Annotated in this window: 17 protein-coding genes; 6 read left to right on the top strand and 11 right to left on the bottom strand. The window is 62.1% G+C overall.

Annotation, left to right across the window (positions count from 1 at the left end):
* Positions 1 to 180: 180 nt before the first annotated feature.
* Positions 181 to 426: a hypothetical protein gene (locus QX071_RS15500; protein WP_315703581.1), complete on the top strand. Its 246-nt coding sequence runs from the start codon at positions 181 to 183 to the stop codon at positions 424 to 426.
* Between the two features lie 96 nt (positions 427 to 522).
* Here the strand turns inward: QX071_RS15500 and QX071_RS15495 are convergent, their stop codons facing one another.
* The 4 genes from QX071_RS15495 to QX071_RS15480 all read right to left on the bottom strand — a co-directional run bounded on the left by QX071_RS15495 (position 523) and on the right by QX071_RS15480 (position 4,994).
* Complete coding sequence (locus tag QX071_RS15495; RefSeq protein ID WP_315703580.1) at positions 523 to 2,145, bottom strand: ABC-F family ATP-binding cassette domain-containing protein; 1,623 nt, start codon at positions 2,143 to 2,145, stop codon at positions 523 to 525.
* A gap of 162 nt (positions 2,146 to 2,307) precedes the next feature.
* Complete coding sequence (locus tag QX071_RS15490) at positions 2,308 to 2,781, bottom strand: hypothetical protein (RefSeq protein ID WP_315703578.1); 474 nt, start codon at positions 2,779 to 2,781, stop codon at positions 2,308 to 2,310.
* Positions 2,782 to 2,954: 173 nt separating this feature from the next.
* Positions 2,955 to 3,785, bottom strand: a complete 831-nt coding sequence (locus QX071_RS15485) for a tetratricopeptide repeat protein (protein WP_315704265.1) — start codon at positions 3,783 to 3,785, stop codon at positions 2,955 to 2,957.
* Positions 3,786 to 3,959: 174 nt separating this feature from the next.
* A complete protein-coding gene (locus QX071_RS15480) occupies positions 3,960 to 4,994 on the bottom strand; it encodes a glutamine synthetase beta-grasp domain-containing protein (protein ID WP_315703577.1) in 1,035 nt (344 codons plus the stop codon).
* 541 nt (positions 4,995 to 5,535) lie between these two features.
* Here QX071_RS15480 and QX071_RS15475 point away from each other — a divergent pair.
* Positions 5,536 to 5,763 (top strand): DUF2735 domain-containing protein, encoded by a 228-nt coding sequence (locus QX071_RS15475; RefSeq protein ID WP_315703576.1) that lies wholly within the window; start codon positions 5,536 to 5,538, stop codon positions 5,761 to 5,763.
* A 191-nt stretch (positions 5,764 to 5,954) separates the two neighbouring features.
* Here the strand turns inward: QX071_RS15475 and QX071_RS15470 are convergent, their stop codons facing one another.
* Together QX071_RS15470 and QX071_RS15465 are read right to left on the bottom strand one after the other, a co-directional pair.
* Entirely contained in the window at positions 5,955 to 6,173 is a 219-nt protein-coding gene (locus tag QX071_RS15470) for a hypothetical protein (protein ID WP_315703575.1), read from the bottom strand.
* 91 nt (positions 6,174 to 6,264) lie between these two features.
* Positions 6,265 to 6,963, bottom strand: a complete 699-nt coding sequence (locus tag QX071_RS15465; protein ID WP_315703574.1) for an SGNH/GDSL hydrolase family protein — start codon at positions 6,961 to 6,963, stop codon at positions 6,265 to 6,267.
* 147 nt (positions 6,964 to 7,110) lie between these two features.
* Here QX071_RS15465 and QX071_RS15460 point away from each other — a divergent pair, with 147 nt between their 5' ends.
* The 3 genes from QX071_RS15460 to QX071_RS15450 all read left to right on the top strand — a co-directional run bounded on the left by QX071_RS15460 (position 7,111) and on the right by QX071_RS15450 (position 9,028).
* Entirely contained in the window at positions 7,111 to 7,791 is a 681-nt protein-coding gene (locus QX071_RS15460) for an SDR family oxidoreductase (protein WP_315703573.1), read from the top strand.
* Positions 7,792 to 7,946: 155 nt separating this feature from the next.
* Complete coding sequence (locus tag QX071_RS15455; protein WP_315703572.1) at positions 7,947 to 8,645, top strand: DUF2161 domain-containing phosphodiesterase; 699 nt, start codon at positions 7,947 to 7,949, stop codon at positions 8,643 to 8,645.
* Positions 8,646 to 8,722: 77 nt separating this feature from the next.
* Entirely contained in the window at positions 8,723 to 9,028 is a 306-nt protein-coding gene (locus QX071_RS15450; RefSeq protein ID WP_315703571.1) for a hypothetical protein, read from the top strand.
* A 138-nt stretch (positions 9,029 to 9,166) separates the two neighbouring features.
* Here QX071_RS15450 and QX071_RS15445 read toward each other — a convergent pair whose 3' ends face one another.
* From QX071_RS15445 to QX071_RS15435, 3 genes are all read right to left on the bottom strand, one after another.
* Entirely contained in the window at positions 9,167 to 9,790 is a 624-nt protein-coding gene (locus tag QX071_RS15445; RefSeq protein ID WP_315704264.1) for a GNAT family N-acetyltransferase, read from the bottom strand.
* Positions 9,791 to 9,946: 156 nt separating this feature from the next.
* Positions 9,947 to 10,345 carry a PaaI family thioesterase gene (locus QX071_RS15440; protein ID WP_315703570.1) on the bottom strand — a complete coding sequence of 133 codons (399 nt, stop codon included), beginning with the start codon at positions 10,343 to 10,345 and terminating at the stop codon, positions 9,947 to 9,949.
* A 120-nt stretch (positions 10,346 to 10,465) separates the two neighbouring features.
* Positions 10,466 to 11,749 carry an ArgE/DapE family deacylase gene (locus QX071_RS15435; RefSeq protein ID WP_315703569.1) on the bottom strand — a complete coding sequence of 428 codons (1,284 nt, stop codon included), beginning with the start codon at positions 11,747 to 11,749 and terminating at the stop codon, positions 10,466 to 10,468.
* A 252-nt stretch (positions 11,750 to 12,001) separates the two neighbouring features.
* On the opposite strand from QX071_RS15435, the gene QX071_RS15430 reads away from it, so the two are divergent.
* Entirely contained in the window at positions 12,002 to 12,274 is a 273-nt protein-coding gene (locus QX071_RS15430; protein WP_315729504.1) for a DUF6719 family protein, read from the top strand.
* Positions 12,275 to 12,316: 42 nt separating this feature from the next.
* On the opposite strand, the gene QX071_RS15425 is transcribed toward QX071_RS15430, so the two are convergent.
* Entirely contained in the window at positions 12,317 to 12,676 is a 360-nt protein-coding gene (locus QX071_RS15425) for a hypothetical protein (RefSeq protein WP_315703567.1), read from the bottom strand.
* Positions 12,677 to 12,995: 319 nt separating this feature from the next.
* Positions 12,996 to 13,547 carry a CreA family protein gene (locus QX071_RS15420; protein WP_315703566.1) on the bottom strand — a complete coding sequence of 184 codons (552 nt, stop codon included), beginning with the start codon at positions 13,545 to 13,547 and terminating at the stop codon, positions 12,996 to 12,998.
* Positions 13,548 to 13,748: the final 201 nt, after the last annotated feature.

Below are 13,748 nucleotides of genomic sequence, written 5' to 3'. Positions count from 1 at the left end.
CGTCGCCGGGGCATACGCAGCTACCGCCCTCGTCGTTTTTTTGCGACACGGCAGCGACCGCAGCGCGACAAGCGCAGGAGGTAACGCGATATTTCAGGTGATAGCAGCGACAGGAAACTTGATCGGGCCAAGATTTAAGGGTCCGATCCGCCGCGTTATTTGTCCCAAGGAGAGATGACGATGAGGAAATTGTTTCTGATTGCCGCGCTCGCCACCTTCGCCGCCGGTTCTGCCTTTGCTCAGGATGCCTGCGAGACCAAGGCGGTCGGCAAGGACGGCAAGCCGCTCGCCGGTGCGGCCAAGACCTCGTTCATGAAGAAGTGCACGGCCGATGCTTGTGCGGCCAAGGCCGTCGGCTCCGACGGCAAGAAGCTCGCGGGCGCCGCCAAGACCTCGTTCATGAAGAAGTGCGAAGCCGGCGGCTGATCCGGACGCAGATCACGGTGACCAATGGTCCCCGCCCTTTGCGGCGGGGTCCGTTGCAACGAAGAGCATACGAAGGAGACTAAGCGTTCTCGCGCATCAGCTCCGCAAGCCCGGCGCCTCTTGGCCGCTCCGCGCGACATATTCGGTGTAGCCACCGCCATATTGGTGGATGCCCTCGGGCGTCAGCTCGAGCACGCGGTTCGACAGCGCGGCGAGAAAATGCCGGTCGTGGGAGACGAACAGCATGGTGCCTTCGAACTCGGCCAGCGCTGTGATCAGCATCTCCTTGGTCGCCATGTCCAGGTGGTTGGTCGGCTCGTCCAGGACCAGGAAGTTCGGCGGGTCGTAGAGCATCTTTGCCATCACCAGCCGCGCCTTCTCGCCGCCCGACAGCACCCGGCATTTCTTCTCGACGTCGTCGCCGGAGAAGCCGAAGCAGCCGGCGAGCGCGCGCAGCGAGCCCTGCCCCGCCTGCGGAAAGGCATCCTCCAGCGACTGGAACACGGTGCGGTCGCCCTCGAGCAGATCCATCGCGTGCTGTGCGAAGTAGCCCATCTTGACGCTGCCGCCGATCGTCACCGCACCGTCATCGGGCTCCGCCGCGCCGGCGATGAGCTTCAGCAGCGTCGACTTGCCGGCGCCGTTGACGCCCATCACGCACCAGCGCTCCTTGCGGCGGATCATGAAGTCGAGCCCCTCATAGATCCGCCGGCTGCCGTAGCGCTTGTGCACGTTCTTGAGCGCGGCCACGTCCTCGCCCGAGCGTGGCGCCGGCTGGAATTCGAATGCCACCGTCTGGCGGCGCTTCGGCGGCTCGACCCGCTCGATCTTGTCGAGCTTCTTGACGCGGCTCTGCACCTGGGCGGCATGCGAGGCCCGCGCCTTGAAGCGCTCGATGAACTTGATCTCCTTGGCGAGCATCGCCTGCTGACGCTCGTACTGCGCCTGCTGCTGCTTCTCGTTCAGCGCGCGCTGCTGCTCGTAGAACTCGTAATTGCCCGAATAGGAGGTGAGCTGGCCGGCATCGATCTCGACCACCTTGTCGATGATACGGTTGATGAACTCGCGATCGTGCGAGGTCATCAGCAGCGCGCCTTCATAACCCTTGAGAAAGTGCTCGAGCCAGATCAGGCTTTCGAGATCGAGATGGTTGCTCGGCTCGTCGAGCAGCATCACATCGGGACGCATCAGGAGAATGCGCGCCAGCGCCACCCGCATCTTCCAGCCGCCGGACAGGACGCCGACGTCCTTGTCCATCATCTCCTCGGAAAAGCCGAGGCCGGCCAGCGCCTCGCGCGCGCGGCTCTCCAGCGCATAGCCATCGAGTTCCTCGAACCGCGCCAGCACCTCGCCATAGCGGGCGATGATCTCGTCCATGTCTGCGGCGCGGTCGGGATCTGCCATCGCCGCTTCGAGCTGCTTCAGCTCGCTCGCCACCGCGGAGACCGGACCCACACCATCCATCACCTCGGCCACCGCGCTGCGGCCGGACATCTCGCCGACGTCCTGGCTGAAATAGCCGATGGAGATGCCGCGATCGACCGCGACCTGCCCCTCGTCGGGATGCTCCTGGCCCGCGATCATGCGGAACAATGTGGTCTTGCCCGCACCGTTCGGTCCGACCAAGCCGATCTTCTCGCCCCTTTGCAGGGCGGCGGAGGCTTCGATGAAGAGGATCTGGTGGCCGACTTGCTTGCTGACGTTGTCGAGGCGGATCATGCGGGCTCGGAGCGTGGACGTGTTGCCGCCGCTCTTAGTTCATGCTGCACCGCGTTGGAAGGCGCAATTTCGAAAAATACAGGCCTCGGGCCGGAGCCTCGGCTCGGTCCGGACGGGCTCTTCTCCGCTCGCCGGCCGATCACCTGCGGTGAACCGAGCGGGCTATTTTTTGCCGCCCGGCAACCGGAATATCTGGTTGCTGAACGGATTTTCAGTCGGAAGGCGGATCAGGATGAAGCTCCGTCCGATGGTACCGTGACAAGCGTTGCAGCCGTCCGTCAGCGTATTCATCGCCTTGACAAAGCTCTTTCCGTCCTTTGCATCGATCGCTCCGGAGATCGACTGGATCGGCCCCATCATGGTGGTGACGTTGTCGACCGGAATGCCCGTGTAGAGCACGGCCGCATCGGCCAGCCCGGTCCGCAGCTGGCCCAGCTCATAGGCGGCGAGCTCCCAGTTCTGCGCCTGGCCAGCAAACCACAATTTGGCGTGCCGGACCTGAATGCGAGTCATGATGTCACCGAGCCGCGGTGTATTGCGGTCGTTACCGGGTGCATCGAGCCCCGATTGCGCAACTGCAAGCGGGATTGCGCCACACGCGACCAGCAGCACTGCAACCAAACCACGCCATTTCATGTCGAACTCCATTTCCCCGCCCACCGGGACACGCCACCCGAAGATCGGTCGTGGGTCCGCGACGCAGGACGTTATTACCGTCCCAGATTGAACCCGTGCTTGCGCTCGATCAAGGTTGCGGGGCCCCCTCTCGACCGTCAGACGATCCACGAAGACCGGACATGCGTCCTTCGTCAGAAACACAGATTGCTGACGAGATTGCCGCGCTTGTCCTTCAAGACGAATGGACATTCCAGGCGCTTCAACGCCTTTTTGGCATCCTGATCGCCAAGGTCGGCCGCACGCTGGTAATAGCTCTTGGCGAGGTCGCGATCCTTTGTGCCGCCACGTCCCTGCTCGGCGAAGGCCCCCATTCGCTCCAGTGCACCCGGATGATTTTGTCCTGCCGCCTTCTCGAACATCGCGCGCGCCGCGACGTCATCCTGCGGACCGCCCTTGCCTTCCGCAAGCATCAGACCAAGCTGGTACTGGGCCTCCGGGTTGGTCTCGGCAGCCTTGGCGAGAAGGTCGCGCGCACGGGCCGGATCGGCGGACGAGGTGCCGCTCCCGCCGAGCGCCGCGAGGTTGCTGACTCCGCGCGGATTGCCGGCCTCGGCCGCACGTTCGAACAGCTTCCGGGCCTGCGCCTCGTCCTTGGTCATGCCGGCGCCGGTTGCATACAGAACGCCGAGCTCCACCATGGCTGAGGTCGAACCTTTATCGGCAGCCCTGCGCCAAGCCGCAATTGCCTCCGCCATCTGCTTGTTGGCGGCGTAGGCGCGACCGAGCTCGAACAGCGCACGACGGGCGGCGCTGGCGGCCTGTTTGCAGAACCTGATCGCGGTCGGAATATCTGCGGGCGCAATTTCGGTCACGCCTTTGATGTCCGACGGCTTGTCCGGGTCGGAAGGATCGGCCGCGATGCGATCGCACAGGACGAGATCGGCGGATTGCGCATGTGCGCCGGACGGTCCGGATGCGAGCGCCAGCAGAGCAAGGCCGAGGACGGGAAGCAGCTTTGGCATGCGACAAGGGTGCGGCGGCGCGCCGGTAAATTCAAGCGCCATCGTAGCATCGAGAGCTGGACGATGCCGGACCAACGCTCTGTCTCAAGTCCCAAAGCGAATGATCCGCCAGAGCGATCAGCTCTGGCGGATCATCGCAGTGAGCCCCCTGCCCCGGGGGTCGTAACGTCGAACTTACGCCGCCGCTTTCGCGCCGGTCGGAACGGAGGAGATCGTCTTCAGCACCTGAGACGCGATCTGGTAGGGGTCGCCTTGCGAGTTCGGACGGCGGTCTTCCAGATAGCCCTTGTAGCCGTTGTTGACGAAGGAATGCGGCACGCGGATCGACGCGCCGCGGTCGGCAACACCCCAGCTGAAGGTATCGATCGAGGCGGTCTCGTGCTTGCCGGTCAGGCGCATGTGGTTGTCCGGACCATACACGGCGATGTGGTCGGCGCGGGCCTCCTTGAAAGCGTCCATCAGCTTCTCGAAGTAGTCCTTGCCGCCGACTTCGCGCATGTGCTTGGTCGAGAAGTTGCAGTGCATGCCCGAGCCGTTCCAGTCGGTGTCGCCGAGCGGCTTGCAGTGGAATTCGATGTCGACGCCGTACTTCTCTGCCAGACGCAGCATCAGGTAGCGGGCAATCCACATCTGGTCAGCCGCGGTGCGCGAGCCCTTGCCGAAGATCTGGAATTCCCACTGGCCCTTCGCCACCTCGGCATTGATGCCTTCGTGATTGATGCCGGCCGCGAGGCAGAGGTCGAGATGCTCTTCGACCATCTTGCGGGCGATGTCGCCGACGAACTTGTAGCCGACGCCGGTGTAATACGGGCCCTGCGGGGCCGGATAACCGTACTCCGGGAAGCCGAGCGGACGGCCGTCCTTATAGAAGAAGTACTCCTGCTCGAAGCCGAACCACGCGTCAGGATCGTCCAAAATCGTCGCACGCGAGTTCGACGGATGCGGGGTCACGCCATCCGGCATCATCACTTCGCACATGACGAGCACGCCATTCGTGCGAGCGGCATCCGGGAACACGGCCACGGGCTTCAGCACGCAGTCGGAGCTATGGCCTTCGGCCTGCATCGTCGACGAGCCGTCAAAGCCCCAAAGAGGCAGCTGTTCCAGGGTCGGAAAGGACGAAAATTCCTTAATCTGAGTCTTGCCGCGCAAATTCGGCACCGGCTTGTATCCGTCGAGCCAGATGTACTCGAGCTTGTACTTTGTCATTGAGCCTCTCTGTCTAATCGAAAGGTGGGGGCGCTGTATCGAGCGCACCCCGCTTACCCGGCCACGATCGGCCAGCGCAGTCTTAAGCATGGAGCATGCCAACCCGCGACGTCCCGCCGCAGTCGGCTGAAGACAGCCCCTTCAGCTCAGCCTTGCGATCACTCCGCGGCTTGGTGCGGCAAACCAGCGCAGGACATGAGACGGCGCACGCGGCGTCGCGAAGGTTTCATGACGGAATCCCGCTTGATTCAGGGGCATTTGCCGCAGCGCCACAAGCCTGACGATCACGGCATTGGCAGCTGATGGAAATTTTCGGAAAGCCGCGGCGTCCGGCCAGCAACCTTCGATCCGGCTCAAGCGTTAGTCAGTTGCCCGCTGCCTTAGGGAAAGCAAAGCCAAAACTGCCTTCAAATTACGCAACGGCTGATTTTGTTTTGATCAGATTGCATTTCTGAAGGCAGGACCGATATCGACCCAGTACCCCCAAGAGAACGAGTCGGGCGCACCATCAGGTTGTGTTCCGATGGAAGGGAGAACGACAATGAACTCAGCCTCCGACACGAAGGGATCCGCCAGGATCTACCAATTCCCGCGTGGAGGCCGCGCCGCTCTTGGCGGCCGATCCTATGGCGAAGGTCAGAGCTCGCCCAACACTTCGCCCAAGTCAATCGCGCAGCCAGCCGCTCAAACCGGACAACCGACAATCTATTCGGGCAGCTGGTATCACGACGAGGCGATCCAAGAAGCCAAGCCGGCGTGGGACCGCTGATGCCGTCGAGAGGTGAAAGGGCCATCGCGGATTGGTGCAGATACTGAAGGGTCGAACGACATCGTTCCGGCCCTTTTCATTTGACGGCTTCAATCGCAAGGCGATCTTCAGCTTACGGATGCAGTCTGAAATGCGGCGCGCCGGCAGACGCTCCCGCTCAGTCATTCTACGAACCGCCCGCCCTGCCGGGATCAGGCAGCCTCGTTCGACTCCGTCTCTGCCGCTTCCATCGCGTCCAGATCGGCGATTACTTCTTCGAACGCCGAAATGGCCTGCTGAACGGCGGCGATCTGCATCAATTCCCAGCCGCTGACCGGACCGGTGCGGTTCTGCAAGGCGACGACGAGATCGCGCCGCTGCTCCTTGAGCTGCACCAGCGGCAAACCATGGTCCGGCAGATGTCTCATCATGGCAATGCTCCAACACCCCTCAATTACAGGCGCTGAAGCTAATCTGCGGTCCGTCGCGATCCGCTTACGAAAGTACGGCAAATTTTAGCAATTATACTTCCGGATTCACGGCGGACATGATCGAGCGCCCGAGCGCCGCGGTGGTGTATGCGGTGGCCCACTCGCTCATATGAAGATGGTCATCACCACCGTCATCCATCGCGGCAAGCGGAATCTGCGCTTCGGTGCACCAACGCTTCATCAGCGCCCAACGCTTGAACAAATTCACCTTGGCCGCGGCACAGACCTTCTCGATCCTTTGCTCAATATCCTCGGCGATTGCGAGCTTCTCTGCGAGATTCACCAATGCCGCCGTGTATTGCAGGTCCATGACCACGACATCCACTGGCTGTTCGGCCAACAAATCAAGCCCGACCGCAATCGCGGCCTCCACGGCAGCCGGATTGTAGCTGATGCTCCGATAGACCGCATTGGTCCCGACCTGCCAGATCACCAGCGCCGGCTGCTCGGCAAGCACGTCGCATTCGAAGCGCGACAACTCTTCCGGAGCCTCCTGCCCGCCAATGCCGCGATTGACGACATCGATCATGCGCCCATAGTTGTTCTGCCGCAGCAGCCATTCGAGCCGGGCGGGAAAAGCCAAGATCCCATTTGCGCCCGCGGTCGACGATGAACCGAGCGCCACAATTCTCGTTTTGCGCCGCCGCTTGAGGCTTTCGGATAGGTGCTTGAGTGGATGCTCAAATCTGACCGGATCAAGATCGGGATTGCGGATTGGTGCGTCCGTCATCTGCGTCTCCGACCGCCATCGCCATCGCGAGTACAAGCTGTGCCGTGAAGCCGCGACCATTGCAAGTCATGGCGCGCTTGCCGATATTAGGACCTTGCCGATATTAGGACTATGGCGCCGATCGGCGTGAGTTGGGATTGATGGGCAATGAACGGAACGGTCGTCGTCATTACGGGAGCACTGGGCGCGCTCGGCAGGAGCGTCGCTGAACTCGCGTTGGCCCGGGGTGCTCGCGTGGCAGGGATCGATCACGCTCAAGCCGAAATTCCGGCGAGCGATGACCGCATCGAACTCGGCGGCGTCGACCTCTCCGACGCTGAGCAAGCCAAAACGGCGCTCGACTCCGTCGCCGCACATTTCGGATCGCTCGACGCACTGATCAACATCGCCGGCGCCTTCGCATTCGAGACGGTCGCCGATGGCGACGACGCCGCCTGGCAGAAAATGCATGCGCTCAACGTGCTGACCGCGCTCCATGCCTCGCGCGCCGCAATTCCGCATCTTGTTCGATCGAAGACAGGCCGCATCGTCAATATCGGTGCGATGGGCGCGCTGCAGGCCGGCGCAGGCATGGGCCCCTATGCCGCGTCAAAGTCCGGCGTCCACCGCCTGACGGAGGCGCTGGCTGCCGAGTGGAAAGGCAAGATCACGGTCAATGCGGTGCTGCCTTCGACAATCGATACGGCCGCCAACCGCGCGGCGATGCCCAAGGCAGAATTCGATAAATGGGTGACGCCGCCGGAGATCGCCGAAGTCATCCTGTTTCTGGCGAGCGAGGCGGCAAGCGGCGTCACCGGTGCGTTGATCCCGGTCGCAGGTCGCGTCTAGCCAGAGCCGACACCTCCCCTGCCCGCTCCGGCCAAGAAATCGCCGGCCGCGCGCTGATTTTGGTCTGGCATTTTTGATCTGCCATTTTTGATCTGCCCTGGGTCGGGACATGAGGCTAGATTTGGCCGTCCTGATTCGCTTGCTCTGGATCGGCCTTGGAAACCGCGCTGTACCTGCCCGTAAAACGCTTCCTCGAGACCCTTGGCCTCTCCGTCAAGGGAGAGATTGGCGGCTGTGACGTGGTTGCGCTGAAGGGCGACGAGCCGCCGATCGTGGTGATCTGCGAACTCAAGCAAGCCTTCAATCTGGAACTGCTGCTGCAGGCCGTCGACCGGGCCGGCGCCTGTGACGAGGTCTGGGTTGCGGCGAGGTTGTCGACCCGCGGCAAGGGCCGCGAGAGCGATGCACGCTATCGCAATCTCTGCCGCAGGCTTGGTTTCGGCATGCTCGGGGTGACGGCCGGAGACGATGTCGAAGTCCTCGTGTCTCCGCCGACCAGCGCACCGCGCCGTAACCCCAAGAAGCGTTCGCGCCTGGTCGCGGAGCATCAGCGCCGCAAGGGCGATCCGGTGCTGGGTGGTTCGACCCGCGCCCCGATCATGACGGCCTATCGTCAGCAGGCGCTGGCCTGTGCGTCGGCGCTGGCGGCCGGACCGCTGCGCGTGCGTGATCTCCGTCCGGAGATTCCGGATGCAGCCAAAATTTTGTTGCGCAATGTCTATGGCTGGTTCGACCGTACCGAGCGCGGCGTCTACGCGTTGACGGAATCCGGCCGCGCCGCCTTGCGCCGCTGGCCGCAGCACACCCACATGCAGGGCACAGAAGTCGGAAATCGCGACGTGGTGAACGCATAACAGGCTTGCCGCGTCGATTTTATATTGCAATGCAACATTCGCCCTTCTAGGTATCCCGGATCATTCACGAGGCCCCAATGAGCGAAGACTGGAATACCAAATATGGCCCCCGGCGCGTCCGGCGTGACCCGCCGACCCTCGAAGAGGCGATTTTCGCTGCATCCGGCATCACCGACGATGTGCAGGCTCAGGCTGAGATCGCGTCGGCGCTGATGGGCCTTCCGCTTGAGCAGGTGCTGCCGGAAGTGAAGAAGGCCAGCCGAGTCGCCGCCCGGACGGCAACCCGCTTCATCACCGCGGACCAAGGCACGCAGCAGCGCGCCGTGGTGGTCGAACGCCGCACTGTCCGGCGCTTCAGCATCGACAAGCGCACGGGCACCTGAGGCCACGCCTTTCCGGTAAGGCTTCGCCGCAAGCGAGCGCATGGCACGCTCCAGCCCAAGCGCCCCTTCCTCGACGAAACAGCGCGTGGCGATCGACCGCCACGCGCTGTTCTTTATAGTCGTCGAATGTTGCCGGGCTCAGGCGGCGTGTTTGGTGCCGTACATGCGCGTCACCAGCTTCCAGCAAGCCCGATTCAAGTTGTAGATGGCACGCGCCGCAGCGATCGGAGTCTCGATCACGAGCTTTGCCAATTCGTCCTGCGGCTGTTGAGCGAGATCGATCGTACCGGTCGATTCGCCGTGGCTGAACACCAGGTGCGCACCGTACTTCGCAGCGAGGGCGCGCATGGCATGGTTCTGTGCACCAGTGGTAACCCGCAGCTTGCCATATCCCTTCCAGCGCGCTTCCGAAATCACCCTTTGAAATAACAGGCTGCCGACGCCGCGCCGACGCACGCAAGCCTCCACGCTGAATGCGACCTCCGGCAGGCCATCCTCGGACTGCTCCGGCGGATGCAGCTCGGCGGCGCCGCGCACGACCCCATTCTCCATGTACGCAACGATGACCGTCCCGTCCGCAGCACATTTCGCGGCATAGCGCTCAATGAAACTGTCATCCAGGAAGCCGTTGAATCGATCGTGACGGCTTTCCGGATCGAGTCGCAGCAGATGGTCACGCAGCAGCGGCAGCTCTTCGTGCTGGCTGAGCGTCCGCACATAGCCGAAGCCCGGCCGCGGACGGAAAACATCTACCTGTGGCAAAGCAAAATCTCCTCTTGGCAACCCTCGAGGAGGCGTCGATCCCTAGACAGACGCTATATTGTGCATCGCAACATGTATTTCAAGCCCGAAAATCTACTGAAAGATCATGAAACCCATGCGACATCGCTTGGCCGCCCGTGATCTCGGCGGAGTTCCTCAAAGCACGAGCTGAGTCTGCGTCACGACAGCGACCAGCCTACCGTCGTCCGTCTCGATCCGAGTCTGCCACACCTGGGTACGGCGCCCTCGATGAATGGGGCTGGCTGTTGCGATCACGGTCGCGCCTTCCTTGGCGCCGCCGATGAAGTTGGTCTTGCTCTCGATCGTGGTCGTGCCCTTGGCGTCTTCCGGCAAATTGACGACGGTCGCGGCTGCACCGACCGAATCAGCCAGTGCCATCACGGCGCCGCCGTGGATCGTGTGGTTCAGCGTGCAGAGATCGGAACGCACCAGCATGCGAGCGACGACCCGATCCGGATGGGCCTCGGTAAACGTGACACCCTTCAGTTCCGCAAAGGGCATTTTGAGCGCGTTGATCTTTTCAAGAGGCGTCATGTTTCAAGAGGCGTCATGCCCTCCCCCCATCCCCCGCTGAGCGGAGGACGCTGCGGAGATTGGCCTACGCCGTGGGCCCAGGCAACGACGTGCGAGGTCATTGCCCGGGACGGCTCGTTCCTAGCCGGCATTTTCCACGCCGCACCATTCGGCGACGAAGAGCGCAGTCGCCTTGGTCGATTTGCGCAGCGATTCGAGGTCGACGAATTCGTTGAAGCCGTGCATGGCGGCACCGCTCGCACCGAAGCAAAGGCTCGGGATGTCGTAGTTCAGTCCATAGAACCGCGTGTCGGTCAGCGCAGTGAAGACGAGATCCTCCACGTCACCGCCGAACACGGCATCGTAGGCGCGGCCGAAGGCAGCCTCCGGCTCCGCCGCGCCAGTGAGTTCGTAGCCCTCCGAGAGGAAGCCCGACCATTCCACGACCGGCGGATTGTTGGAGAGGAAGCGATGATGACGCGCGGCCGCCGCAACGCAGGCCAGAATCTCGTTCTGACATTCAGACACTGACCACCCCGGCAGGATGGCGATGCGACAGTCGACGTCGCACCAAGCGGGCACGCTGGAGGCCCAATCCCCGCCCTTGATGATGCCGGGATTGAAGTTGATCGGGTGCTGGAGCGTCTTGAAGTACTGATCGCTCTGGGCGCGGCCGTTCCATTCGGCCTCGAGTTGCTCGAGTGCCTGGATCAGGTGGTAGGCCGCCGTGATCGCGTTGGCGCCGGATCCGGCCTCGAAGACATGGACCGGGAAGCCGCGAACCTTTAGGCGAAACCAGATCACGCCGACCTGGGAACGCACCATTTTGCAGTCGGTCGGCTCGGGAATGAAGCAGGCGTCGGCCCGATAACCCCGGTGCAAGGTGGAGAGCGCACCGATCCCCGTGCTTTCCTCCTCGATCACCGACTGGAAATGAATTCGTCCCGTCGGCTTCAGCCCCGCGGACTTGATTGCGTCCAACGCATAGAGCGCACCGATGGTGCCGGACTTCATGTCACAGGCACCGCGCCCGTACATCTTGCCGTCCTTGACTACCGGGGAGAACGGCGGGGTCTCCCACATCTCGAGCGGGCCGGCGGGCACCACGTCGCAATGCCCCTGGAGAATGAGCGATTTGCCGGCGCTACTGGACGGACGATAGGTTCCGACCACGGTGCGGGCCTTGGAGAAATCGGTCTCGACCGGACCGTAGCCGCGCAAATCCTTCAACTCGTCGAGGTCGATGTGCCAATCGTCGACCTCGTAGCCGCGCTCGCGCAACAGATCGCCAATCATGTCCTGGCAAGGCCCTTCCGCACCGCGCGTGGAAGGGATCGCGACGAAGTCGCGGGTCGTCGCCAATTGTCGGTCAAAGCTCTCGTCGACCGCATCGACGATGCGGTGCGCAATATCTTTTGTGATCATCGCATTAAACATTCCCGTTACTCAGAGCGATCAAATCACAGTTTTGCATCCGATGGCACGCTTTTTGGGCGCGCTTTCAGAATCGCAGATGTCCCCCTACATTGGCGCATGCGGTCGTCCTTCGGGATGTCCGTCAAACGCAATATTCCGTCGGATGATCGGCGTACTGGGCTATGTCTCGATTTAGCCTCGAAGCGGTCGGCTGTCGTAGATCAGATGGCGGGGCCAATGGCAGAAGATCGAGAGCAAGTAATGGGCGCGGAACTATCAACGATTCGCCACGGTCGGCCGTCGTCCCGGCTGATCGGGGGCCTGATACTTGCGGTGATCCTCATCGCACCCGCCAAAGCCCAATATATCGGCCGCGAGCAGGACATCACCGATCTCCGACTCGGACAACGCGTGATGGTCGATGACGGAACTTGCCCGGCGGGTCAGGTCAAAGAGGTGTCCGGCGCCAAGATGACGTCGGCCGGTGTCGAACGAGCGAGGCAGTGCATCCCGCGTTTCGGACCCAAGAGATAGCCTCGCCAGAGTGCCTCGCTCCGCGCGCAGCAGCGATCGCGGCTATTTGGCAGGATCGAACATGCACTGAAGAACGGGCTTGGCGATCTTGGTAAAGGTTGGCCCGATTTCCGATCGCTTCGCCGGGGGGACCCAATCGGTCTCGATAGTCGGAACACCGGTTTCGCTGATGCCGCGCAACAAGGCTTCGCGCAGGTCGTTGTCCTCAACGAGGGCTGCAGCGTGGTCGTGAAGACACGAACACACTTCCTCCGGGTGCGCCCACCGGCCCAGCATGTGCGGCGCACATTGGCGCACGAAATCTCCCGGGGGATCCGGCAGTTTCGCGCTCGGACGCGCGTGGACCGAAGGCTGAAGGCTGAAGCAGACGGCGAGGGCCGCAAGACCAAGACGGAGCAGCATGGTGAGCCGTTGTTCCTCAGGTTCTTTCAGGGGCGACATGCGATGGCAAGTGGGCTGATCTGACCGTCCGACCGCCTCCCTCTGCCCTCAACCGGGTATCACCACTGAGGTGGATAACCGTCGCGGGTTTCGTCAGTTCTGCGCGACAAGCGGAAAATGGTTTCATCCCCGACAGAATTGTTTCATCCCCAAGCTTCCGACGAAACAAACCCAGGTCCTTGAGCTTTCAAATGCTTACGTCCGGATCTTAACCTCGGAACTCAGTCCGCCGAGCCCCGCTCCATTGCGAAGCATCCGCGCCCTCTCATTGAATGCTCTCTTATTGAATATAGTCGCCACACTTCTGAACCACGCCGTTATCGGCATTGCCCCAGGGCATGATCGGTACAGTGGACGTGGAGTTCTTCGGCGATCCCTCGATCAGCTTGTCCGAGTAGACCATATAGACCAGCGTGTTGCGCTTGGCGTCGCAGCCGCGAACGATCTGCATCTTTTTAAAGAAGAGCGAGCGGCGCTGACGGAACATATCATCGGCCTGCTCAAGCTTGCGCTTGAACTTGATTGGGCCAATCTGCCGGCAAGCCAATGAAATGTCTGACACCTGCTCGGCCAGCCCGAGCCAGCCCGTATAACCGCCCTTTTCCGGCACGGTAAAGTGACAGGCCACGCCGTCCACCTCCGGATCGTCGACCCCATAGGTCGCGAGCTTGTCGTTGGGGCTGAGCAGCTTGAAGACGGTGGAGCGACGGAAGATGAGATCGGGCTCGTCGGCTGCCGAGGCGGATAGGATGGGTGAGAATAGTCCCACAAGCAGCAGCAAAGTGAGGCTTTTCAGTCCCCGATTACGCAGATCGACGGAGCCAAACGTCATCTTAATCTCCCATTTTAGGCGACGCCAAGGCGCCACCCGACTTCCGCCCATGTAGGAACACAAAAGGCTGTGAGGAAGGGATCCGACAGCGCCTGATCGCGAGCTCGTTTAACGTGATGTGAGGCTTTTTTGCTACGCTGACGCCGAATCGCAGAGGGTAGAAGCCCCAAGCTGGTGAACGTGGACTCCCGTCCGCGACAC

Source organism: Bradyrhizobium sp. SZCCHNS1022 (genome assembly GCF_032484835.1).
Taxonomy (GTDB): Bacteria; Pseudomonadota; Alphaproteobacteria; order Rhizobiales; family Xanthobacteraceae; genus Bradyrhizobium.
Note: the sequence above shows the minus strand (reverse complement) of the source record. Positions and strands in the feature narration are given on the sequence as shown.

Bases quoted from the DNA above. Each gene is read 5' to 3' on its own strand.
- QX071_RS15500 (WP_315703581.1), top strand. From the start codon at position 181: ATGAGGAAATTGTTTCTGATTGCCGCGCTCGCCACCTTCGCCGCCGGT.
- QX071_RS15495 (WP_315703580.1), bottom strand. From the start codon at position 2,145: ATGATCCGCCTCGACAACGTCAGCAAGCAAGTCGGCCACCAGATCCTC.
- QX071_RS15490 (WP_315703578.1), bottom strand. From the start codon at position 2,781: ATGAAATGGCGTGGTTTGGTTGCAGTGCTGCTGGTCGCGTGTGGCGCA.
- QX071_RS15485 (WP_315704265.1), bottom strand. From the start codon at position 3,785: ATGCCAAAGCTGCTTCCCGTCCTCGGCCTTGCTCTGCTGGCGCTCGCA.
- QX071_RS15480 (WP_315703577.1), bottom strand. From the start codon at position 4,994: ATGACAAAGTACAAGCTCGAGTACATCTGGCTCGACGGATACAAGCCG.
- QX071_RS15475 (WP_315703576.1), top strand. From the start codon at position 5,536: ATGAACTCAGCCTCCGACACGAAGGGATCCGCCAGGATCTACCAATTC.
- QX071_RS15470 (WP_315703575.1), bottom strand. From the start codon at position 6,173: ATGATGAGACATCTGCCGGACCATGGTTTGCCGCTGGTGCAGCTCAAG.
- QX071_RS15465 (WP_315703574.1), bottom strand. From the start codon at position 6,963: ATGACGGACGCACCAATCCGCAATCCCGATCTTGATCCGGTCAGATTT.
- QX071_RS15460 (WP_315703573.1), top strand. From the start codon at position 7,111: ATGAACGGAACGGTCGTCGTCATTACGGGAGCACTGGGCGCGCTCGGC.
- QX071_RS15450 (WP_315703571.1), top strand. From the start codon at position 8,723: ATGAGCGAAGACTGGAATACCAAATATGGCCCCCGGCGCGTCCGGCGT.
- QX071_RS15440 (WP_315703570.1), bottom strand. From the start codon at position 10,345: ATGACGCCTCTTGAAAAGATCAACGCGCTCAAAATGCCCTTTGCGGAA.
- QX071_RS15435 (WP_315703569.1), bottom strand. From the start codon at position 11,749: ATGATCACAAAAGATATTGCGCACCGCATCGTCGATGCGGTCGACGAG.
- QX071_RS15430 (WP_315729504.1), top strand. From the start codon at position 12,002: ATGGGCGCGGAACTATCAACGATTCGCCACGGTCGGCCGTCGTCCCGG.
- QX071_RS15425 (WP_315703567.1), bottom strand. From the start codon at position 12,676: ATGCTGCTCCGTCTTGGTCTTGCGGCCCTCGCCGTCTGCTTCAGCCTT.
- QX071_RS15420 (WP_315703566.1), bottom strand. From the start codon at position 13,547: ATGACGTTTGGCTCCGTCGATCTGCGTAATCGGGGACTGAAAAGCCTC.